The sequence below is a fragment of the Streptomyces sp. NPDC051578 genome, from assembly GCF_044454045.1.
Lineage (GTDB): Bacteria > Actinomycetota > Actinomycetes > Streptomycetales > Streptomycetaceae > Streptomyces.
Window position 1 is genome coordinate 577,990 of the sequence record NZ_JBITDH010000001.1, and the last position, 20,554, is coordinate 598,543.

At 71.8% G+C, this 20,554-nt stretch carries 20 protein-coding genes; 12 read left to right on the plus strand and 8 right to left on the minus strand.

Annotation, left to right across the window (positions count from 1 at the left end; translation table 11 throughout):
• Positions 1-103: 103 nt before the first annotated feature.
• Both ACIA6C_RS02645 and ACIA6C_RS02650 read right to left on the minus strand, forming a co-directional pair.
• Entirely contained in the window at positions 104-562 is a 459-nt protein-coding gene (locus tag ACIA6C_RS02645; protein WP_366080031.1) for a peroxiredoxin, read from the minus strand.
• Positions 563-735: 173 nt separating this feature from the next.
• Entirely contained in the window at positions 736-1,161 is a 426-nt protein-coding gene (locus ACIA6C_RS02650) for a DUF3052 domain-containing protein (RefSeq protein ID WP_030009300.1), read from the minus strand.
• A 449-nt stretch (positions 1,162-1,610) separates the two neighbouring features.
• On the opposite strand from ACIA6C_RS02650, the gene aceE reads away from it, so the two are divergent.
• Positions 1,611-4,343 carry a pyruvate dehydrogenase (acetyl-transferring), homodimeric type gene (aceE, locus tag ACIA6C_RS02655; protein ID WP_366080017.1) on the plus strand — a complete coding sequence of 911 codons (2,733 nt, stop codon included), beginning with the start codon at positions 1,611-1,613 and terminating at the stop codon, positions 4,341-4,343.
• 70 nt (positions 4,344-4,413) lie between these two features.
• Positions 4,414-5,256, plus strand: a complete 843-nt coding sequence (locus ACIA6C_RS02660; protein WP_399272403.1) for a potassium channel family protein — start codon at positions 4,414-4,416, stop codon at positions 5,254-5,256.
• Here ACIA6C_RS02660 and ACIA6C_RS02665 read toward each other — a convergent pair.
• Together ACIA6C_RS02665 and ACIA6C_RS02670 are read right to left on the minus strand one after the other, a co-directional pair.
• Positions 5,237-5,632: a peptidase inhibitor family I36 protein gene (locus ACIA6C_RS02665; RefSeq protein WP_366080018.1), complete on the minus strand. Its 396-nt coding sequence runs from the start codon at positions 5,630-5,632 to the stop codon at positions 5,237-5,239. The genes ACIA6C_RS02660 and ACIA6C_RS02665 overlap by 20 nt on opposite strands.
• Positions 5,633-5,832: 200 nt before the next feature.
• Positions 5,833-7,440 carry an MFS transporter gene (locus tag ACIA6C_RS02670; RefSeq protein WP_399272405.1) on the minus strand — a complete coding sequence of 536 codons (1,608 nt, stop codon included), beginning with the start codon at positions 7,438-7,440 and terminating at the stop codon, positions 5,833-5,835.
• A gap of 165 nt (positions 7,441-7,605) precedes the next feature.
• Between ACIA6C_RS02670 and ACIA6C_RS02675 the strand changes: the two genes are divergently transcribed.
• The 3 genes from ACIA6C_RS02675 to ACIA6C_RS02685 all read left to right on the plus strand — a co-directional run bounded on the left by ACIA6C_RS02675 (position 7,606) and on the right by ACIA6C_RS02685 (position 10,584).
• Positions 7,606-8,259 carry a TetR family transcriptional regulator gene (locus tag ACIA6C_RS02675; protein ID WP_366080019.1) on the plus strand — a complete coding sequence of 218 codons (654 nt, stop codon included), beginning with the start codon at positions 7,606-7,608 and terminating at the stop codon, positions 8,257-8,259.
• Positions 8,260-8,541: 282 nt separating this feature from the next.
• A complete protein-coding gene (locus ACIA6C_RS02680) occupies positions 8,542-9,672 on the plus strand; it encodes an alpha/beta hydrolase (RefSeq protein WP_399274442.1) in 1,131 nt (376 codons plus the stop codon).
• 87 nt (positions 9,673-9,759) lie between these two features.
• Positions 9,760-10,584: a DUF4429 domain-containing protein gene (locus ACIA6C_RS02685; protein ID WP_399272407.1), complete on the plus strand. Its 825-nt coding sequence runs from the start codon at positions 9,760-9,762 to the stop codon at positions 10,582-10,584.
• A gap of 240 nt (positions 10,585-10,824) precedes the next feature.
• On the opposite strand, the gene ACIA6C_RS02690 is transcribed toward ACIA6C_RS02685, so the two are convergent.
• Both ACIA6C_RS02690 and ACIA6C_RS02695 read right to left on the minus strand, forming a co-directional pair.
• Positions 10,825-11,847, minus strand: coding sequence for an aldo/keto reductase (locus ACIA6C_RS02690; protein WP_399272409.1), 1,023 nt, complete (start codon positions 11,845-11,847; stop codon positions 10,825-10,827).
• Positions 11,844-12,224, minus strand: a complete 381-nt coding sequence (locus ACIA6C_RS02695; RefSeq protein WP_361136498.1) for a MerR family transcriptional regulator — start codon at positions 12,222-12,224, stop codon at positions 11,844-11,846. Before ACIA6C_RS02695 ends, ACIA6C_RS02690 begins: the two co-directional genes overlap by 4 nt.
• 70 nt (positions 12,225-12,294) lie before the next feature.
• On the opposite strand from ACIA6C_RS02695, the gene ACIA6C_RS02700 reads away from it, so the two are divergent.
• The gene (locus tag ACIA6C_RS02700; RefSeq protein ID WP_399274444.1) at positions 12,295-13,113 is read left to right on the plus strand and encodes a serine hydrolase domain-containing protein; all 819 of its coding nucleotides are present in this window, start codon (positions 12,295-12,297) and stop codon (positions 13,111-13,113) included.
• Between the two features lie 13 nt (positions 13,114-13,126).
• Here the strand turns inward: ACIA6C_RS02700 and ACIA6C_RS02705 are convergent, their stop codons facing one another.
• A complete protein-coding gene (locus tag ACIA6C_RS02705; protein WP_399272411.1) occupies positions 13,127-13,783 on the minus strand; it encodes a pirin family protein in 657 nt (218 codons plus the stop codon).
• Between the two features lie 115 nt (positions 13,784-13,898).
• Here ACIA6C_RS02705 and ACIA6C_RS02710 point away from each other — a divergent pair, with 115 nt between their 5' ends.
• The 5 genes from ACIA6C_RS02710 to fabF all read left to right on the plus strand — a co-directional run bounded on the left by ACIA6C_RS02710 (position 13,899) and on the right by fabF (position 18,811).
• A complete protein-coding gene (locus ACIA6C_RS02710; protein WP_361136502.1) occupies positions 13,899-15,128 on the plus strand; it encodes a helix-turn-helix domain-containing protein in 1,230 nt (409 codons plus the stop codon).
• Between the two features lie 89 nt (positions 15,129-15,217).
• Positions 15,218-16,135, plus strand: a complete 918-nt coding sequence (locus tag ACIA6C_RS02715) for an ACP S-malonyltransferase (RefSeq protein WP_399272413.1) — start codon at positions 15,218-15,220, stop codon at positions 16,133-16,135.
• A 19-nt stretch (positions 16,136-16,154) separates the two neighbouring features.
• A complete protein-coding gene (locus tag ACIA6C_RS02720; RefSeq protein WP_361136506.1) occupies positions 16,155-17,159 on the plus strand; it encodes a ketoacyl-ACP synthase III in 1,005 nt (334 codons plus the stop codon).
• A gap of 56 nt (positions 17,160-17,215) precedes the next feature.
• Positions 17,216-17,464: an acyl carrier protein gene (locus tag ACIA6C_RS02725; protein ID WP_329194975.1), complete on the plus strand. Its 249-nt coding sequence runs from the start codon at positions 17,216-17,218 to the stop codon at positions 17,462-17,464.
• An 81-nt stretch (positions 17,465-17,545) separates the two neighbouring features.
• Positions 17,546-18,811, plus strand: a complete 1,266-nt coding sequence (gene fabF, locus ACIA6C_RS02730) for a beta-ketoacyl-ACP synthase II (protein ID WP_399272416.1) — start codon at positions 17,546-17,548, stop codon at positions 18,809-18,811.
• A 71-nt stretch (positions 18,812-18,882) separates the two neighbouring features.
• Here the strand turns inward: fabF and ACIA6C_RS02735 are convergent, their stop codons facing one another.
• On the minus strand, positions 18,883-19,377 hold the full coding sequence (locus tag ACIA6C_RS02735; RefSeq protein ID WP_366080025.1) for a DUF3145 domain-containing protein: 495 nt from the start codon (positions 19,375-19,377) through the stop codon (positions 18,883-18,885).
• A 249-nt stretch (positions 19,378-19,626) separates the two neighbouring features.
• On the opposite strand from ACIA6C_RS02735, the gene ACIA6C_RS02740 reads away from it, so the two are divergent.
• Complete coding sequence (locus tag ACIA6C_RS02740) at positions 19,627-20,523, plus strand: SGNH/GDSL hydrolase family protein (RefSeq protein WP_361136513.1); 897 nt, start codon at positions 19,627-19,629, stop codon at positions 20,521-20,523.
• Positions 20,524-20,554: the final 31 nt, after the last annotated feature.

A 20,554-nucleotide genomic window follows, 5' to 3' on the forward strand; every position in this document is an offset into this window, starting at 1 on the left:
GGGCTGCGCCCCTTCGTGCGGTTGCTCTCGGATCAACGTCCCGATCCTAGTGACGGGTTCCCGCCCATTGACGGAATTCCCGCGGATCGGGCGGCGTACCCGTTCAGAGGCTGTCGAGGGCCTTGATGTACTCGTTCAGGTCGCGCGCGTCGGGCAGCCCGTTGACGACGGTCCAGCGCACGACGCCGTCCTTGTCGATGATGAAGGTGCCGCGGACCGCGCAGCCCTTGTCCTCGTCGAAGACGCCGTAGGCGCGGGAGGTCTCGCCGTGCGGCCAGAAGTCGGAGAGCAGCGGGTACTCCAGGTTCTCCTGCTCGCCGAAGACCCGGAGGGTGGGCACCGAGTCGTTGGAGACCGCGAGGAGCTGGACGTCGTCGTTCTGGAAGCGGGGGAGCTGGTCGCGCAGCTCGCACAGCTCGCCGGTGCAGACGCCGGTGAAGGCGAACGGGTAGAAGAGCAGCACGACGGCCTTCTCCCCCCGGAAGTCGGAGAGCCGCACGGTGGCGCCGTGGTTGTCCTTGAGCTCGAAGTCCGGGGCCTTGCTGCCGACCTCGATCGCCATCTGTCGCATCCCTTCGTTCCTGCATTCCTGCGTTGGGCTGTTCGGGTGCGGCCAGCCTATGGGGTACCGCCTCCCGGAGGGGAACGGGCGTGCGCCCGGGGAAAGCGCGCACCCCGCCGACCGGGGTGATTCCGGTCGGCGGGGTGCGTCCCGCTCGGCTGCGGGGGCGCGGCTCAGCGCTTGGCCTTGGCGGCCTTCGGCGTCACCAGCTTGGTGGAGGTCCACTCCTTGCCGACGGGCAGGCCCTTGGCAAGCGAGAGGCCGGCCGTCTCGGCGGCCTCGCTGATGTCGCTGGCCTCGACGTAGCCGTCACGGCCCGTCTTGGGGGTCAGCAGCAGGATCAGTGCGCCGTCCTCGACCAGCTCGGTCGCATCGACCAGGGCGTCCGTCAGATCGCCGTCCTCGTCGCGGAACCACAACAGCACCGCGTCGGCGACGTCGTCGTAGTCCTCGTCGGCGAGCTCGCTGACGAGCTTCTCGACGGCGTCACGGAATTCCTGATCGACGTCGTCGTCGTAGCCGATCTCCTGGACCACCTGTTCGGACTGGAAACCCAGCCGGGCGGCCAGGCTCTCCGCGTGGTCCGCGGTCGCGCTCACGGGGTGCCTCCTGCTCATGTTCGGTGAATGTCTTTCGGCGGCGCGCGTACGCGCAGCATTGGGCGTAGTCCACACGGGCGCGGCGGATCGCGCAAGTACCCGGCCGCCGAGACCGTCGAAACGGTGACGATTGCGGCCGTCTCGCCGCAACTTTGAGCCTGCCCGTACGGGCCTGTGGTGATTCATCCCACATCATTCCGCCTCATTCGGCATCGCTCGGGACTTCCCACCTGTTTGAGGGACGAACGGCCTTACGAAGGGGTTGATCGACATGGGCGTAAGGTGGCGGTCCGGCCGGACCCGCTCGGACGTTCCTTCCATCCGCTCCACCGGCGGTGCCCAGGCTTTCCAGGGGTTACCCAGTGGTAGAGGTGAAGATTTCGGCCGAGCGTAAGACCATGGGAGGCGGCGACCCCAAGGCACGACTCCCCCGACAGCGAAGGAACAGCGTGGCTTCCGCATCCGATCGCAATCCGATCATTATTGGCGGCCTGCCGAGCCAGGTCCCGGACTTCGATCCGGAAGAGACGCAGGAGTGGCTCGACTCCCTTGACGCGGCGGTTGACGAGCGCGGCCGTGAACGTGCCCGTTACCTCATGCTGCGCCTGATCGAGCGGGCCCGCGAGAAGCGCGTGGCCGTGCCCGAGATGCGCAGCACGGACTACGTCAACACGATCGCCACCAAGGACGAGCCCTTCTTCCCCGGCAACGAGGAGATCGAGCGCAAGGTCCTGAACGCCACCCGCTGGAACGCGGCCGTCATGGTCTCGCGCGCGCAGCGCCCCGGGATCGGGGTGGGCGGTCACATCGCGACCTTCGCCTCCTCGGCCTCCCTCTACGACGTGGGCTTCAACCACTTCTTCCGCGGCAAGGACGAGGGCGACGGCGGCGACCAGATCTTCTTCCAGGGACACGCCTCCCCCGGTATCTACGCCCGCGCCTACCTCCTGGACCGGCTCTCCGAGCAGCAGCTCGACGCGTTCCGGCAGGAGAAGTCGAAGGCCCCGTACGGGCTGTCCAGCTACCCGCACCCGCGGCTGATGCCGGACTTCTGGGAGTTCCCGACCGTCTCGATGGGCCTCGGCCCGCTGGGTGCGATCTACCAGGCGCGGATGAACCGGTACATGGAGGCGCGCGGGATCGCGGACACCTCCAAGTCCCACGTTTGGGCGTACCTCGGCGACGGCGAGATGGACGAACCGGAGTCGCTGGGCCAGCTGTCCATCGCGGCGCGCGAGGGCCTGGACAACCTGACGTTCGTCGTCAACTGCAACCTCCAGCGCCTCGACGGCCCGGTCCGCGGAAACGGCAAGATCATCCAGGAACTGGAGTCGATCTTCCGGGGTGCCGGCTGGAACGTCATCAAGCTGATCTGGGACCGCTCCTGGGACCCGCTGCTGGCCCAGGACCGCGACGGCATCCTGGTCAACAAGATGAACTCCACCCCCGACGGGCAGTTCCAGACGTACGCCACCGAGTCCGGCGCGTACATCCGCGAGCACTTCTTCGGCGGTGACCAGCGGCTGCGGGCGATGGTCGAGAACATGTCCGACCAGCAGATCCAGCACCTCGGGCGCGGCGGCCACGACCACAAGAAGGTGTACGCGGCGTACGCGGCGGCCAAGGCCCACAAGGGCCAGCCGACGGTGATCCTGGCGCAGACGGTCAAGGGCTGGACGCTGGGCCCGAACTTCGAGGGCCGCAACGCGACGCACCAGATGAAGAAGCTGACGGTCGACGACCTCAAGCGCTTCCGCGACCGCCTGCACATCCCGATCACGGACGCCCAGCTGGAGAGCGGCGCCCCGCCGTACTACCACCCGGGCCGGAACTCGCCCGAGATCCAGTACATGCACGACCAGCGCAGCGCCCACGGCGGCTACGTGCCGACGCGCGTGGTGCGCGCGAAGCCGCTCCAGCTGCCCGACGACTCGGCGTACGCGGCGGCCAAGAAGGGCTCGGGCCATCAGTCGATCGCGACGACGATGGCGTTCGTGCGCATCTTGAAGGACCTGATGCGGGACAAGGAGATCGGCAAGCGGTTCGTGCTGATCGCGCCCGACGAGTACCGCACCTTCGGCATGGACGCCTTCTTCCCGAGCGCCAAGATCTACAACCCGCTGGGGCAGCAGTACGAGGCGGTCGACCGCGAGCTGCTGCTCGCGTACAAGGAGTCGCCGACCGGCCAGATGCTGCACGACGGCATCTCCGAGGCGGGCTGCACGGCCTCGCTGATCGCGGCGGGTTCGGCGTACGCGACGCACGGCGAGCCGCTGATCCCGGTCTACGTCTTCTACTCGATGTTCGGTTTCCAGCGCACCGGTGACCAGTTCTGGCAGATGGCCGACCAGCTGGCGCGCGGTTTCGTCCTCGGCGCGACGGCCGGACGGACCACCCTCACGGGTGAGGGCCTCCAGCACGCCGACGGTCACTCCCAGCTGCTGGCATCGACCAACCCGGGCTGCGTGGCCTACGACCCGGCGTACGGGTACGAGATCGCGCACATCGTCAAGGACGGTCTGCGGCGCATGTACGGCGCCGACTCCGAGGACGTCTTCTACTACCTGACCGTCTACAACGAGCCGATCCAGCACCCGGCCGAGCCGGCGGACGTCGATGTCGACGGCATCCTCAAGGGCATCCACCGGGTGTCCGCGGGCACCGAGGGCAGCGTCGGCGCGCAGATCATGGCCTCCGGCGTGGCCGTGCCGTGGGCGCTGGAGGCGCAGCGGATCCTGGCCGCGGAGTGGAACGTGAAGGCGGACGTCTGGTCGGCGACCTCCTGGAACGAGCTGCGCCGCGAGGCCGTGGAGGTGGAGGAGCACAACCTGCTCCACCCGGAGGAGGAGCAGCGCGTCCCGTACGTGACGCGCAAGCTCTCGGGTTCCGAGGGGCCGTTCGTGGCGGTCTCGGACTGGATGCGGTCGGTGCCGGACCAGATCTCGCGCTGGGTCCCCGGCCCCTACACCTCGCTGGGCGCCGACGGGTTCGGCTTCGCGGACACCCGCGGCGCGGCCCGCCGGTTCTTCCACATCGACGCGCAGTCGGTGGTGCTGGCCGTGCTGACCGAGCTCGCCAAGGCGGGCAGGATCGACCGTTCGGTGCTCAAGCAGGCGATCGACCGCTACCAGCTGCTGGACGTCGCGGCGGCCGATCCGGGCGCGGCGGGCGGCGACGCGTAAGGGTCACTCTTGCGAGGGGGCGTTGGGACAGTTGTCCCAGCGCCCCTTACTCGTTCTTTACTATGCGGGCATGAAGGAACCCTCCCGCCAGGCCCGGTGGGAGCGGCGGAGCCAGACCCCGCTGCTCGTGCTCGCCGTGGCGTTCGCCGTCGCGTATGCCGTGCCGATCGTGGCTCCGGACGCCAGCCCCGCGGTGCACCGGGCGTGCACGCACGCCGAGTGGGTGGTGTGGGGCGCCTTCGCCGCCGACTACCTGGTCCGGCTGGGCCTGTCGCCCTCGCGCAAGGCGTTCGTGCGGGGCCACTGGCTGGACCTGGCGGCGGTGCTGGTGCCGATGATCCAGCCGCTGCGGCTGCTGCGGCTGGTGTCGACGCTGCTGCTGGTGGGCCGGCGGGCCCGGATGGCGCCTCAGATCCGGCTGACCACGTACGTGGCGGGCGCGGTGGTGGGGCTCTTGATGTTCGGCTCGCTGGCGGTGCTCAGCGTGGAGCGGGACGCGCCCGGCGGCAACATCAAGAGCCTCGGGGACGCGCTGTGGTGGTCGGTGACCACCATGACGACGGTCGGGTACGGGGACCACTCCCCCACCACCGGGCTGGGGCGGCTGCTGGCGGTCGGGCTGATGCTGTCGGGGATCGCGCTGCTGGGTGTGGTCACCGCCAACATCGCCGCCTGGTTCATCTCCCGCTTCGAACGCGACGACCAGGTGGAGCGGGCGCAGACCGCCGCGATCGCCGAACTGGCGCGGGAGGTACGGGCGCTGCGCGCCGAAGTCGCCCGCCTCGGCGGCGCGGCCGGGCCGGCGCCGGGGCCGGGCGGCGCCCCGGCGCGGGAGGACCGCGCCGGGGCGGCGGACGGGGCGGCAGACGGGGACCTGTTCCCCGGCGCGCCCGTCAGCGCTCCCAGACCTTGAACGCCCTCACCTGGTAGGGCGACTGCGGCAGCCAGACGCCGTCGCCCGGGTAGGTCTGGAACTCTCCCGTCTCCTGGCACTCGGCCGACTGGTACGTGGTCACCGGGCGGCCGGTCCGGTTGGTGAGGGCCTGGGCGCTGGTCCCGGCGGGCAGCGCGGTGCAGCTGTTGATGTCGAGGGTGCTGAGCTCGTAGGTGTGCCGGGTTCCCTTGAAGTCCGGCTTCGCCCACAGGCACAGCTGCCCGGTGGCGCAGGCTCCGAGCGTCGGTGGCCCCGCGGCGTGTGCGGGGCCGGCGGTGCCGGGGACGAGGGCGGCCGCGGCGAGGGCGACGGCGGCCAGGAACGTGCTGGGCTGCAGGGGGGTACTCGTACGCATGACGGGTCGGCTCCTTAGTGGACGAGTCGGGCCCCGGACCGTTTCCGAAGCTCCGACGACCCCACGCTGACCTGCGGTGACGTGCGTACGGAAGGGGCCGCGGGCGGGTCCACCCTGATAGGCGACAGCCCCGCCGGAACCGTCCGGCGGGGCTGTCGCGGCCACGGGGTTGACGCCTGCGCGGCGCGCGGGCGGGCGGCTCAGACGTGGGCCGCGCCCGCTCCCGCGGCGGCGTTCTCGCCGCGCTTGGTGAAGCCGGCCACGACCGCGGCGAGCACCGCGACCACGCCCGCGACCGTGAAGGCCGTACTCATGCCCGAGACGAACGTGTCGTGGGCGACGGCGGTGATCGCCTGCGCGACCTGGGACGGGGCGCCCGGCGGGACGGGCGCGATGCCGACCTGCACGCCCTTCTCGGCGAGGTCGAGCTGCTCGGGGCCGAGCGGCGGCAGCTGCGCGCGCTGCCAGTTGTCCCCGAACGAGTCACGGACGGTGCCCGCCATGACGGCGCCGAGCACGGCGGTGCCGAGGCTGCCGCCGACCTGCATGGCCGCCTGCTGTAGCCCGCCGGCCACCCCGGACAGCTCCAGCGGGGCGTTGCCGACGATGACCTCGGTGGCGCCGACCATGACGGGAGCGAGGCCGAGGCCGAGGAGGGCGAACCAGAGCGACATGACGAGGGTGCCGGTGCCCGGGGTCAGCCGGGCCATCCCGAAACAGGCCACCGCGGTGGCGACCATGCCGGCGACGAGCGGGATCCGCGGCCCGATCTTGGTGATCGCGGCGCCCGCCAGCGGCGAACCGATGATCATCATGCCGGTGAGCGGCAGCAGGTGCAGACCGCTGTCGACCGGCCTCATGCCGTGGACGTTCTGCAGGTAGAAGGTGACGAAGAACAGGCCGCCCATGAACGCGAAGGCCATCAGCACCATCAGTACGGTGCCCGCGGACAGCGGCAGCGAACGGAACATCCCGAGCGGGATGAGCGGTTCGGCGACCCGGGTCTCCCAGAGGGCGAAGAGCACGAAGCAGACGACGGAGGCGCCGAGGAACACCAGGGTCTTGGCGTCTCCCCAGCCCCACTCGGCGGCCTTGATCAGGGCCCAGATCAGGGAGAACATCGCGCCGGACAGCAGCACGACGCCCAGCAGGTCGAAGGCGCGCGGCGCGTTCTCGGCCCGGTGGTCGAGCAGGATGAACAGGCCGAAGCCGAGCGCGACGATCCCGACCGGCACGTTGATGAAGAAGACGGACTGCCAGCTGACGTGCTCGACGAGCAGGCCGCCGACGATGGGACCGGCTGCGGTCGAGGCGCCGATCACCATGCCCCAGATGCCGATGGCCATGTTCAGCTTCTCGGCGGGGAAGGTGGCGCGCAGCAGGCCCAGCGCGGCCGGCATCAGCAGCGCGCCGAAGAGGCCCTGGGCGACACGGAACGCGATGACGAGCTCGACGCCGTCGGACAGGCCGATGACGGCCGAGGACAGCGCGAAGCCCGCGATGCCTATGAGGAAGGTCTGCCGGTGGCCGAAGCGGTCACCGAGCTTGCCCGCGGTGATGAGGGAGACGGCCAGGGCCAGGAGGTAGCCGTTGGTGATCCACTGCACCTCGGCGAGGGTGGCGCCGAGGTCCTTCTGGATGGCGGGGTTGGCGACCGCGACGATCGTGCCGTCCAGGGTCACCATCATGACGCCGATGGCAACGGCGAAGAGGGTGAGCCATGGATGGCCGCGCAGTCCTGAACGCGACGGCGCCGGGCCGGATTTGTCCAGGGTCACCCGGCCGTCGGCGGTGATCTGACTAGTCATGCGAACAGGCTAGTGACAGCGACTGACACTTCACAAACGGCTTAACGGGGCAGTCGCTGTCAGCTGGGTCACAGGTACCCTGACCGCTCACTCAGCGTCAGAACAGACCATCGGCACGGCCCGCTCCACGGACCGGCAGCAGCACGGGAAGGGGACCCCGCGGTGATGACCGAACACCGGCCCGCGCCGGCCGTCCCGGCGGGCGGACTGCGCGAACGCAAGAAGCGGCGCACCAGGGACGCGCTGCTGCGCGCGGCCCTCCTGCTGTTCCTTTCGCAGGGCTACGACCAGACGACGGTCGACGAGATCACCGACGTCGTGCAGGTCTCCCAGCGCACCTTCTTCCGCTACTTCGCCAACAAGGAAGAGGTCGCCTTCGCCGTACAGGACCTGGTCGAGTCGCACTTCGTGGCGGCGCTGCGGGCGCGGCCGGCCTCCGAGGGGCCACTGACGGCGATGCGCAACGCGGTGCTCGTCGCCTGGGACACCGTCGACGAGGCGATCTCCGACGTGGTGCCTGTGGACCTCTACATGCGCGGCTACCAGCTCATCGAGTCGACCCCGGCGCTGCTCGCCGTGCACCTGCGGCGCTCCACCGAGCTGGAGGAGCGCATCGCCCGGCTCGTCGCCGACCGCGAGGGCCTGGACGTGGACGCCGATCCGCGGCCGCGGGTGGCGGTGGCCGCCTTCTCCGGCGTCATGCGGGTCACCGGACGGCTGTGGGGGCAGGGCCAGGACACCAGCGTGGCGGCGATCCGGCGGATGACCGAGGCCTACCTCGACCAGATCGGCCCGGCGCTGGCCGCGGACTGGCGCTGAGGGCAGGCCTGCGCGGGCGGCGATGCCCGTCCCGGCCGTGGCCGGCAGGGGCGACGGAGCCTTACCCGGTCCGCCGCGGCCGGCCGGGCCGCGGCCGGCCGTGACGGGGTGACTGCCTGTGACACGGTCGGCGGTGAGACCCGTCACCCGGCGTGCCAGGTCCTCCAGCGGTCTCCTAGGCTGGTTGTAGTGAAACTGCCCGGCTCCGTCCACCACACCGCCGGCGCCACAGCGCCCCCCGCCGCTCTGCGCACCCTGCTCGCGCTCGCGGTCGTCCTCGTCATGCTGGTGATCACCGGCTGGACCTCCGTGCACCGGCCCGAGGCGGGCATCTCACCGCGGGCCGCCGCCCTCTCCGCCTGGGCGCTCGCCCGTATCGACGGCCGGGCCCTGCCCGCCGCCGACGCCCCCGCGGCCGCGGTCTCGCGCTTCTTCGCCGGGCTCGACGGAGCCCAGCGGGCCCGCCTCGCGGACGGCTACCCGCTCGTCGTCGGCAACCTCGACGGGGTGCCGGCCACCACGCGGTACCGGGCCAACCTCCGCTCCCTGGACCAGGCCCGGCGCGTGGAGGAGGTGCGCAGCCGGGACGTCGCCCTGACCCCGGCCGACCGCGCCACCGCGCTGCGGCGCGCCCACCGCCTGGAATCGCTCGCCGAGCCGGGACGCCAGATCCTGCTGTTCGATCCCACCGGCGACGGGCTCGTCGCGGAGGTCTTCGGCGACCTCGACCGGGCCCGCCGGGTCTCGGTGGTCGTGCCCGGCGTCGACACCGACCTGCTCACCTTCGAGCGCACGCAGCGCAGCCTGACCGCGCCCGCCGGCATGGCGCACTCCCTCTACGAGGCCGAACGCGCGAGCGCCCCGGACAGCAGGACCGCGGTCATCGCCTGGGCCGGTTACACGGCGCCGACCGGGGTCGGCATGGACGCCGCCACGGGCAAGCTCGCGGTCGAGGGCTCCGTACGGCTGCGGGCGCTGACCACCGCCCTGCCGGGGCAGTCCAGCGTCGCGTTGTTCTGCCACAGCTACGGGTCGGTGGTCTGCGGGGTCGCGGCCCACGAGCTGCCGCCGCGGGTGACCGACGTGGTGGTGGCGGGCAGCCCCGGGATGCGCGTGTCGAACGCCGCCGAGCTGCACACGCCGGCCCGGGTGTGGGCGATGCGGGACTCCGGCGACTGGATCGCCGATGTGCCGCACCTGGAACTGGGCGGCCTGGGTCACGGGGCGGACCCGGTGTCGCCGGACTTCGGCGCGCGCCTGCTGTCCTCGGCGGGGGCCCGCAACCACACCGGCTATTTCGAGCCAGGGACCGCTTCGCTGGACAACTTCGCGAAGATCGGAACCGGCGCCTTCCGTTCCGTTGTGTGCGTGACCGGGGACGACGCCTGCCGACATGGGGTTTCCGGGGACTGACGGGCTCTCAGGGGACCTGCGAGGGCCGAAGAACCGTCTCTGCGGTGAAGGGGACGAGCGGGGGCACGTCCCTTTACCATGAGCCGTATGGGGGACGTACTGGCCGGAAACCATGCTGTCTGGGAGTTCGACTCCGACTCGGTGATCATTCGTTTCGCGCGGGGGCTGCGGACGCCACGGCTCTGGCACGCCCTCCGGGAGCGCCGGATCCCGCTGGAGGCGCTGTCCGAGGTGACCCTGACCGGGGGCAAACGGGACACGCTGGTGCTGCGCGCCGTGCCGCGGGCCGGGGCGGATCCCCTGATGGAGGCGGCCGCCGGGCAGCTCAAGGAGAACTGCGACCCGTACCGCCTGGTGCTGCCGGCCGAGGCGGGCGCGCGGGCGGCCGCACTGGCGGACGAGGTCCGGGGCCGGCTCGGGCCGGCGACGGCGGCGGAACGCTTCCTGGTCGGCGTCCCCGAGGTCACGGCGCCCCTCAAGGCGTACGACGCGCGCGTCGGCTTCGACGGGACGGCCGTCACCTTCCACTGGTCGCGCACCGGGGCGAGCAGCACGAAGTGGAAGGCGGGCGACCAGCGGTATCCGCTGGCCGCGGTGACCGGGGTGGCGTGGCACTCGCCGGAGGGACCGGAGGGGCATCTGCGGCTGCGGCTGCGGGACGCCGCCGGCGGTGACACCCGGCCCGACCACGACCTGGCGGCGGCCGTGTTCGGGGTGGGGTACGGGGCGGTGCACGAATCACTGCCGTTCGCGGCGGCCGTCCTGGCGGCGGTGCGGGGGCGGCGGTTGACGGTGGCGACGGCCACGCCGAAGGGTTCCGGCGGGGACCGCCTGCACCACCTGCGCGAGCTGCACGGTGCGGGGCTGCTCACGGACGCCGAGTACTCGGCCCTGCGGGACCGGCTGGGCTGAGCCGCCGGCGGCGCCGCCCCGCAGAAGCGGGCGGCCCCGGCAGCGCCGGACTCCCGGGCTCCGCCCGCCCCGACCCCCGCGCCCCGGCTCCGCCCGCACCGAACCCCGAACCCCGCGCCCCGGCTCCGCCCGCCCCGAACCCCGGGCCCCGGCTCCGCCCGCCCCGAACCCCGCGCCCCGGCTCCGCCCGCACCGAACCCCGCGCCCCGGCGAGGCCGGAACGCCCGGGCCCGGAGGGGACTACTCCTCGCGCGCCGCCGAGGTGGAGGACATGTCCGGGTAGCGCTCGCCGCTGACCTGCGCGGCGATCGGCTCCAGCAGGGCGAGCTCCGCCTGCGTCAGGGTGATCCGCGTCGCCGCCGCGTTCTCCGCGAGGCGCCCGGGCTTGCGGGTCCCCGGGATCGGCACCACCGTCAGCCCGTGCACCTGCGCCCGCTGCTGCACCCACGCCAGCGCGATCTGCGCCGGCGTCGCCCCGTGCGCGGCCGCGATCTGACGCACCGGGGCCAGCAGTTCCGCGTTCGCCTTCGCGTTGTCGCCCGAGAACCGCGGCTGGAACCGGCGGAAGTCCCCCTCGGACAGCTCCGCCGCCGCGTCCGCGAACGCGCCCGTCAGGAAGCCGCGTCCCAGCGGGGAGTACGGCACGAACGCCACCCCCAGCTCCGCCGCCGTGCCCACCGCGCTGCGCTCCACGTCCCGGCTGAACAGCGACCACTCCGACTGGAGCGCCGCGATCGGGTGCACCGCGTGCGCCTCGCGCAGCTCGGCGCCGGTGACCTCGCTCAGCCCGAGGTGGCGCACCTTGCCCTCCCGCACGAGTTCGGCCATCGCTCCCACCGACTCGGCGAACGGCACGGCCGGGTCGCGCCGGTGCATGTAGTACAGGTCGATCACGTCGGTGCCGAGCCGCCGCAGGCTGCCCTCGACGGCCTGCCGGACGTAGGCGGGGTCGTTGCGGACCCCGCGGTAGTGCGGGTCGTCGGTGCGCTCTATGGCGAACTTCGTCGCGAGGGTGATCTCGTCCCGGTGCGCGGCCACGAACGGCGCGAGGAACTCCTCGTTCGCCCCGCGCCCGTACACGTCCGCGGTGTCGAAGAGGGTGACCCCGGCGGCCAGCGCCGCGTCCAGGGTCTGGCGGGCCGCCGCCTCGTCGGTGTCCCCGTAGAACTCGCTCATGCCCATGCAGCCGAGGCCCTGGACACCGACCAGGGGGCCGCCCTTGCCGAGTTCGACCTGCGTGATCCTCGTCGTGCTCTGCGTCATCGACGTACAGCCTTCCCCGCGTAGTGTTCGATCTTGTAATCCAGTACGGCGAGCGCGTCCGTCAGCTCCGAGATCCGCGCCCGTACCTCGCGGCGCGTCCGCTCCAGCAGCTCCCGCCGCTGTTCGACGGTGTGCTCCCCCTCCCGGACGAGCTCCGCGTACCGCACCATGTCCGCCACCGACATCCCGGTGGTGCGCAGCTTGCCCACGAAGGCCAGCCAGTCGAGGTCCTTGTCGCTGAACCGCCGCTGCCCCGAATGGGAGCGGTCCACGTGCGGCATCAGGCCGATCCGTTCGTACCAGCGCAAGGTGTGCTGGGTCAGACCGGTCAGGGCCTCGACTTCGCTGATCGTGTACCGCGTCTGCGTCAGGCTCATGGCGACCACGCTAAAACCTTGGAGTGCACTCCAAGCAAGTAGGCTCGGGCACATGGAGAGCCCGGAGACCTTGCAGACCCTGCGGACCATCGAGAGCTGGCCGGTGCCGACGGCCGCGGCGGCCGTCGTGCGCGCCGACGGGAGCGTCGCCGGCTCCCACGGACCCGTGGACCACCGTTTCCCCCTGGCCTCGGTCACCAAGCCGCTCACCGCCTACGCCGCCCTCGTCGCGTACGAGGAAGGCGCGGTCGAACTGGACGAGCCGGCCGGACCGGAGGGTTCGACGGTCCGTCACCTGCTCGCCCACACCAGCGGTCTCGCCTTCGACGAGCACCGGGTGATGGGCCGGCCCGGACAGCGCCGGCTGTACTCCAACGCGGGTTTCGAGGTGCTCGGCGACCACATCGCCAAGGCCACCGGGATCCCCTTCGCCGAGTACCTGCACCAGGCCGTATTCGAGCCGCTGGGCATGGCGTCGAGCTCCCTGGACGGTTCCCCCGCCAAGGACGGCGTCTCGACCGTCTCCGACCTGGTGCGGTTCGCCGCGGAGCTCCAGGCGCCGCGGCTGCTGGACGTCCGGACCGTCGCCGAGGCCACCTCGGTCGTGCACCCGGGCCTCAAGGGCGTCCTGCCGGGCTACGGGCACCAGTCCCCCAACGACTGGGGGCTGGGCGTGGAGATCCGCGACGGCAAGTCCCCGCACTGGACGGGCAGCACCTCCTCGCCGCGCACCTTCGGGCACTTCGGGCAGTCCGGCACCTTCCTGTGGGTGGACCCGGACGCCCGCGCCGCGTGCGTGGCGCTGACCGACCGCGCCTTCGGCCCGTGGGCCGTGGAGGCCTGGACCCCGTTCACCGACGCGGTCCTCGCGGAACTGCGCGGGCGCTGAGGGCAGGGACGGCTCAGGGCAGTTCCCAGATCAGCAGCTCGCCCGGGGAGCCGGCGACGATCCGCAGCTCCGGCTCGCCGGTGATGCGCGCCGAGTCGCCGGGGCCGAGTTCCTCGCCGTCCAGGCGCAGGTCGCCCCGTACGACGTGCAGGTAGACCCGGGGCGCCGCCGGTACGGTGATCCGCTCGCCCGCGCCGGGCCGCCGCACGCGCAGGACGGCGCCGGCGGCGGGGATCTCGCAGGCTTCGCCGTCCGCGAGGCCCCGGACGAGCCGGTACGAGGGCTCGCCGCCCGCCGTGAGCGGGGCGAGCCAGGTCTGGACGAAGCGCAGCGGGACGGGGCCGTCGTTGCGCTCGATGTGCCGTGCGCCCGAACCGGCGCCGAAGTGCTGCACGTCGCCGGGGCCGACCGTGCCGGTGTGGCCGGTGGTGCTGTCCTTGTGCGTGAGCTCGCCCTCCACCACCCAGGTGACGATCTCGGTCTGGCTGTGGGGGTGCTCGTCGAAGCCGGAGCCGGGCTGGAGGCTCTCCTCGTTGCAGGCCAGCAGGGGCCCGAAGCGGATGTTGTCCGGGTCGTAGAAGGACCCGAAGGAGAAGGCGTGCCGAGTGGTGATCCCGGCGGCCGGGTCCCCGCCCTCGTACCGGTCTGCGGCGCGGCGTACGTCAATCATGGTGGCCACCGTAGACCCCGGTGCGCGTCCTTCCGGGGCGGGTGCGGCGGCCCGGCGGGGCGGGTGCCCGGTGACCCGGCTCCGCGCCCGGTCACCGATAAGGCAGTCTTGTCCCGTGCCCCAACCCGAACGTGAGCATTCCCCCGAGACCGGCCCGGCGCGTCCCGCGCACGCCGCGCATCCCGCCCACCCGCATTCGGCGACGCTGCGCCGGCTGGAGAAGTCCGCCGGCCGGCTCGCCGCGAACGCGATCGCGCGCATGGACGAGACCCTGCCGTGGTACCGGGCGATGCCGCCGGAGAACCGGTCGTGGATCGGCCTGGTCGCCCAGGCCGGTATCGCCGCGTTCACGGAGTGGTTCCGGCACCCGGAGACCCCCCAGGCGATCTCCACGGACGTGTTCGGGACGGCCCCGCGCGAGCTGACCCGGGCGATCACCCTGCGCCAGACGGTGGAGATGGTCCGTACGACGATCGAGGTCATGGAGACCGCGATCGACGAGGTGGCGGCCCCGGGCGACGAGTCCGTCCTGCGCGAGGCGCTGCTCGTGTACGCGCGGGAGATCGCCTTCGCGACCGCCCAGGTGTACGCCCAGGCGGCCGAGGCGCGCGGCGCGTGGGACGCCCGCCTGGAGTCCCTGGTCGTCAACGCGGTGCTGTCGGGCGAGGCGGACGAGGGCGCGCTGTCGCGGGCGGCGGCGCTGGGCTGGAATTCGCCGGAGCACGTGTGCGTCGTCCTGGGTACCGCCCCGGACGGGGACAGCGAGCTGACGGTCGAGGCGATCCGGCGTGCGGCCCGCCACCACAAGCTCCAGGTGCTGACCGGGGTGCTGGGCGACCGGCTCGTGGTCGTCGCGGGCGGCAGCGACAACCCGTTGCAGGTGGCGAAGTCGCTGATCGGCCCGTTCGCGGCCGGTCCGGTGGTGGCCGGTCCGGTGGTCCCGGACCTGCTGAACGCGACGAAGTCCGCGCAGGCCGCGGCGGCCGGGCTCAAGGCGTGCACGGCCTGGCAGGACGCGCCGCGTCCGGTGCTGGCGGACGATCTGCTTCCCGAGCGCGCGATCGCGGCGGATCCCTCGGCGCGCGAGCAGCTGGTGGAGGAGATCTACAGACCGCTGGAGGAGGCGGGCTCGGCGCTGCTGGAGACGCTGAGTGTCTACCTGGAGCAGGCGAGCAGCCTGGAGGGGGCGGCGCGGATGCTGTTCGTGCACCCCAACACGGTGCGCTACCGGCTCCGACGTGTGACCGACGTCACCGGCTGGTCACCCTCCGATGTCCGCTCCGCGTTCACGCTCCGGATCGCCCTGATCCTGGGGCGTCTGGCCGACGGCGATCCCCAGTCCTAGACTTTTGTCGGACATCAACAATTACCCCGACGGTTCTTCGTCCCTGTCCCCACGGGCGGGGCGGGCCGGATACAAGAGAGAGTGTGAGGGTGCTCGTACTCGTCGCTCCAGGCCAAGGCGCTCAGACGCCCGGCTTCCTGACTCCCTGGCTCGAACTCCCCGGCGCCGCCGAGCGCGTCGCGGGGTGGTCCGACGCCCTCGGGCTCGACCTCGCCCACTACGGCACGAAGGCCGACGCGGACGAGATCCGCGACACGGCCGTGGCCCAGCCGCTGCTGGTCGCGGCGGGTCTGCTGTCCGCTTCGGCGCTGGGTTCCCCCTCCGCTTTCGGCGCCGTCGCCGGTCACAGCGTCGGTGAGATCACCGCCGCCGCGTACGCCGGTGTGCTGAGCGAGGCCGACGCGCTGTCGTTCGTACGGACCCGGGGCCTGGCCATGGCCGAGGCCGCGGCCGTCACCCCGACGGGCATGGCCGCGGTGCTGGGCGGTGACCGCGACGTGGTCGTGGCGCATCTGGAGAAGCTGGGGCTCGCCCCGGCCAACATCAACGGCGCGGGCCAGATCGTGGCGGCCGGCACCCTGGAGCAGATCGCCGCTCTGGAGGCCGAGAAGCCCGAAGGCTCCATGAAGGTCGTCGCCCTCAAGGTCGCGGGCGCCTTCCACACGCATCACATGGCCCCGGCGGTCGCCACCCTGGAGGAGGCCGCCAAGGCCCTCGCCCCGGCGGACCCGGCGCTGACGTACGTGTCGAACAAGGACGGCGGGGTCGTCACCTCGGGCGCCGATGTCGTCGCCCGCCTGGTCGGCCAGGTCGCCCATCCGGTCCGCTGGGACCTGTGCATGGAGACGTTCGCCGAGCTGGGCGTCACCGGGATCATCGAGCTGTGCCCCGGCGGGACCCTGACGGGTCTGGCCAAGCGCGCGCTCAAGGGCGTTCCGAGCGTCGCCCTCAAGACCCCGGACGATCTCCAGAAGGCCGCGGAGCTCCTCGCCGAGCACGCGGCCTGAGAGAAGGAGCCCCCTCAGCATGTCGAAGATCAAGCCTGCCAAGGGCTCCCCGTACGCCCGCATCCTCGGTGTCGGCGGTTACCGCCCGACCCGGGTGGTGCCCAACGAGGTCATCCTGGAGACGATCGACTCGTCCGACGAGTGGATCCGCTCGCGCTCGGGCATCGCGACCCGGCACTGGGCCTCGCCCGAGGAGACCGTCGCCGCGATGTCGGTGGAGGCCTCGGGCAAGGCGCTGGCCGACGCCGGTGTCTCGCCCGAGCAGATCGGCGCCGTGATCGTCTCCACGGTCTCGCACTTCAAGCAGACGCCGGCCGTCGCGACGGAGATCGCGCACCTGGTCGGGGCGGTCAAGCCGGCCGCGTTCGACATCTCCGCGGGCTGCGCCGGGTTCGGTTACGGCCTGACGCTGGCCAAGGGCATGGTGGTCGAGGGGTCGGCGCAGTACGTCCTCGTCATCGGGGTCGAGCGGCTGTCGGACCTGACCGACCTGGAGGACCGGGCGACGGCCTTCCTGTTCGGTGACGGCGCCGGCGCCGTGGTCGTCGGCCCTTCGGACGAGCCGGCCATCGGCCCCACGGTGTGGGGTTCGGAGGGCGACAAGTCCGAGACGATCAAGCAGACCGTGCCGTGGGACGAGTACCTCGGCAAGGGCGGCGGCGAGAAGTTCCCGGCCATCACCCAGGAGGGCCAGGCGGTCTTCCGCTGGGCCGTCTTCGAGATGGCCAAGGTGGCCCAGCAGGCGCTCGACGCGGCCGGGATCACCGCGGATGACCTGGACGTCTTCATTCCGCACCAGGCCAATATGCGGATCATCGACTCGATGGTGAAGACTCTCAAGCTGCCGGACCACGTCACGGTCGCCCGTGACGTGGAAACCACCGGCAATACGTCGGCCGCCTCGATTCCGCTCGCTATGGAGCGGCTCCTGGCGACCGGAGCGGCGAAGAGCGGCGACACCGCGCTCGTCATCGGCTTCGGGGCGGGGCTCGTCTACGCCGCGACGGTCGTTACCCTCCCCTAGGGCCGGGATCGTTTTTCCCTCCCTGATCATTCAATTAGCTAGAGAAGGAGCGCCTCATGGCCGCCACCCAGGAAGAGATCGTCGAGGGTCTCGCCGAGATCGTCAACGAGATCGCCGGTATCCCGACCGAGGACGTCCAGGTCGACAAGTCCTTCACCGACGACCTGGATGTCGACTCCCTGTCCATGGTCGAGGTCGTCGTCGCCGCCGAAGAGCGCTTCGACGTCAAGATCCCGGACGAGGACGTCAAGAACCTCAAGACGGTCGGCGACGCCGCCGAGTACATCCTGAAGAACCAGGCCTAAGAGCCTGCCGAGCGTTTGTCGCCACCCCGCGGTGGCGCCGTGACAATTCAGCACCCCCTGAGACGTGGAGAAAGAATTCCTGTGAGCCCGACCAATCGCACCGTGGTCGTCACCGGTATCGGCGCAACCACTCCGCTGGGTGGCGACAGCGCTTCGACCTGGGAAGGTCTGCTTGCCGGCCGTTCCGGCGTCAAGCCCCTGGAGGGCGACCGTTTCGCCGAACTCCCGGTCCGCATCGCCGCGCAGGCCGCCGTGGACCCGGGCGAAGTCCTGCCCAAGCCGCTGGCCCGCAAGCTCGACCGTTCGGCGCAGTTCGCGCTGATCGCGGCCCGCGAGGCCTGGGCCGACGCGGGCTACACCGCCCCGGCCGGGGAGGACGCGTCCGTCGTCCCCGAGCGCCTGGGCACCGTGATCGCCTCCGGTATCGGCGGCGTCACCACCCTGCTCGACCAGTACGACGTGCTGAAGGAAAAGGGCGTGCGCCGGGTCTCCCCGCACACCGTCCCCATGCTCATGCCGAACGGCCCGTCGGCCAACGTGGGCCTTGAGGTCAACGCCCGCGCCGGTGTGCACACCCCGGTCAGCGCGTGTGCGTCGGGTGCCGAGGCCATCGGCTACGCCGTCGAGATGATCCGCACCGGCCGCGCCGACGTGGTCGTCGCCGGTGGCACCGAGGCGGCGATCCACCCGCTGCCGATCGCCGCGTTCGCCAACATGATGGCGATGTCCAAGAACAACGAGAACCCCGAGCAGGCCTCGCGTCCGTACGACAAGGCCCGCGACGGCTTCGTCCTCGGCGAGGGCGCCGGTGTCGTGGTGCTGGAGTCCGCCGAGCACGCCGCCGCGCGCGGCGCCCGGGTCTACTGCGAGGTGCTGGGCCAGGGCCTGTCCGCGGACAGCCACCACATCGCGCAGCCGGAGCCGACGGGCCGCGGGGTCGCGGCCGCCGTGCAGAACCTGCTCGACAACACGGAGCTGGACCCGTCCGAACTGGTGCACCTGAACGCGCACGCCACGTCCACCCCGCAGGGTGACACGGCCGAGCTGAAGGCCCTGCGCAAGGTACTGGGCGACGACCTCGACCACATCGCGATCTCCGCGACCAAGTCGATGACCGGTCACCTGCTGGGCGGCGCCGGCGGTATCGAGACCGTCGCGACCGTGCTGGCCCTCTACCACCGGATCGCCCCGCCGACGATCAACGTCGACGAGCTGGACGACGACATCGACGCGGACATCGTCCGCGGTGAGCCGCGCAAGCTGCCCGTCGACGGTCCGATCTCGGCGATCAACAACTCGTTCGGTTTCGGTGGCCACAACGTGACGCTGGCGTTCCGCACGGTCTGACGGCCCGTTCGAGACGTCGAAGGCCCCGCCCGGCACTGCCGGGCGGGGCCTTGCGCATACCGGGGAGCGGCTCAGACCACCTGGTGGAGCCAGCGGACCGGGGCGCCCTCGCCCGCGTGGCGGAAGGGCTCCAGCTCGTCGTCCCAGGGCTTGCCGAGCAGCGTGGAGATCTCCGTCTCCAGATGGCTCTCGCCGCGCGCGGCGCGGGCGAGGGCGGCGCGCAGCCGGTCCTCGGGGATCAGGATGTCGCCGTGCAGGCCGGTGACGGCGTGGAAGATGCCGAGCTCGGGGGTCGAGCTGTAGCGCTCCCCCTCGGCCGTCGGGCAGGGCTCGGCCGTCACTTCGAAGCGGAGCATGTGCCAGCCGCGCAGCGCGGAGGCGAGTTTCGAGGCGGTGCCCGCCTCGGCCTGCCAGGAGAACTCGGATCTCCAGGTGCCGGGGGAGGCGGGCTGCCTGATCCAGTCGAGGTTCACCCGCACCCCGAGAACGCCCGCAACAGCCCATTCCACGTGCGGGCAGAGCGCGCGCGGCGCGGAATGCACGTACAGAACTCCACGTGTCGTCACCGGGACCTCCAGTGTGGGACGAGGTCGGGAATAAACTCCAGAAAACGGACAGTATGTGACGAGATGTAATGTAACGGAAATGATCTGACATTGCGTCGCGGGACCTGCGGCCGAAACGCCACGGGAAAAAGCTACCGTGCGCCAGGGGTCCTGGTGTGACGTACGGTCGCTCAGAACCCCGCGGACACCGAGCATTCACTCAGCAGGACGCCCCCGGACGACGGGGGCGACGAGGGAGGGACCACCCCGATGGGCACCACCGCTCCGCGCCGACGCACCCGCCGGACCCTCGCGGCGGCGGTCGCGACGGCCGCCCTGCTGGCAGGGGGTGCGACGGCCTGCGACGGCGACGGGCCGGGCAGCGAGGGCGGCCGGGGCGCGCAGGCCGGACCGCGCTGGAACACCGCCCCGAAGTCCATCGCCGCCGTGGGTGACTCCATCACCCGTGGGTTCGACGCGTGTTCGGTACTGGCGGACTGCCCGGAGGTCTCCTGGGCGACCGGGGACGACCCCGAGGTCGACTCCCTCGCCACCCGGCTGCTCGGGCAGGCCGACGCGCCCGCGAACAGCTGGAACTACGCGGTGACCGGGTCCCGGATGGCGGACCTGGCGGGCCAGCTGACCTCGGCGGCCGGGCACAAGCCCGACCTGGTCACGGTGATGGTCGGCTCGAACGACGCCTGCCGGCCCACGACTTCCTCGATGACCTCGGTCGCCGCCTTCAAGGCCGGCTTCGAGAAGGCCCTCGCGGGCCTGCGGGCCGCCTCCCCCTCGACCCAGGTGTACGTGTCCTCCGTACCGGACCTGCAGCGGCTGTGGGAGCAGGGCAAGGACGCCCCGATGGTGCGGCAGGTCTGGAAGCTCGGCATCTGCCAGTCGATGCTGGCCGAGCCGCTGTCGTCCACCCAGGAGGCGACGGCCCGGCGGGAACGGGTCCGGGCGCGCGTGGTCGAGTACAACGAGGTGCTGCGCAGCGTCTGCTCGAAGGACCCGCTGTGCCGCTACGACGGCGGGGCCGTGTTCCAGTACCCCTTCGGGACCGAGCAGTTGAGCCGCTGGGACTGGTTCCACCCGGGCAAGGCCGGTCAGGCGCGGCTCGCGGAACTCGCGCACCGGCAGGTGACGGCGCCCGAGCCGCCGCGCTGAGCCCCGTCCAGGACGCGCCGGGAGGACCGGT

Coding starts and splice junctions, on each gene's coding strand:
- ACIA6C_RS02645 (WP_366080031.1), bottom strand. CDS start 562: ATGGCGATCGAGGTCGGCAGCAAGGCCCCGGACTTCGAGCTCAAGGAC.
- ACIA6C_RS02660 (WP_399272403.1), top strand. CDS start 4,414: ATGAAGGAACCCTCCCGCCAGGCCCGGTGGGAGCGGCGGAGCCAGACC.
- ACIA6C_RS02665 (WP_366080018.1), bottom strand. CDS start 5,632: ATGCGTACGAGTACCCCCCTGCAGCCCAGCACGTTCCTGGCCGCCGTC.
- ACIA6C_RS02670 (WP_399272405.1), bottom strand. CDS start 7,440: ATGACTAGTCAGATCACCGCCGACGGCCGGGTGACCCTGGACAAATCC.
- ACIA6C_RS02675 (WP_366080019.1), top strand. CDS start 7,606: ATGACCGAACACCGGCCCGCGCCGGCCGTCCCGGCGGGCGGACTGCGC.
- ACIA6C_RS02680 (WP_399274442.1), top strand. CDS start 8,542: ATGCTGGTGATCACCGGCTGGACCTCCGTGCACCGGCCCGAGGCGGGC.
- ACIA6C_RS02685 (WP_399272407.1), top strand. CDS start 9,760: ATGGGGGACGTACTGGCCGGAAACCATGCTGTCTGGGAGTTCGACTCC.
- ACIA6C_RS02690 (WP_399272409.1), bottom strand. CDS start 11,847: ATGACGCAGAGCACGACGAGGATCACGCAGGTCGAACTCGGCAAGGGC.
- ACIA6C_RS02695 (WP_361136498.1), bottom strand. CDS start 12,224: ATGAGCCTGACGCAGACGCGGTACACGATCAGCGAAGTCGAGGCCCTG.
- ACIA6C_RS02705 (WP_399272411.1), bottom strand. CDS start 13,783: ATGATTGACGTACGCCGCGCCGCAGACCGGTACGAGGGCGGGGACCCG.
- ACIA6C_RS02720 (WP_361136506.1), top strand. CDS start 16,155: ATGTCGAAGATCAAGCCTGCCAAGGGCTCCCCGTACGCCCGCATCCTC.
- ACIA6C_RS02725 (WP_329194975.1), top strand. CDS start 17,216: ATGGCCGCCACCCAGGAAGAGATCGTCGAGGGTCTCGCCGAGATCGTC.
- ACIA6C_RS02740 (WP_361136513.1), top strand. CDS start 19,627: ATGGGCACCACCGCTCCGCGCCGACGCACCCGCCGGACCCTCGCGGCG.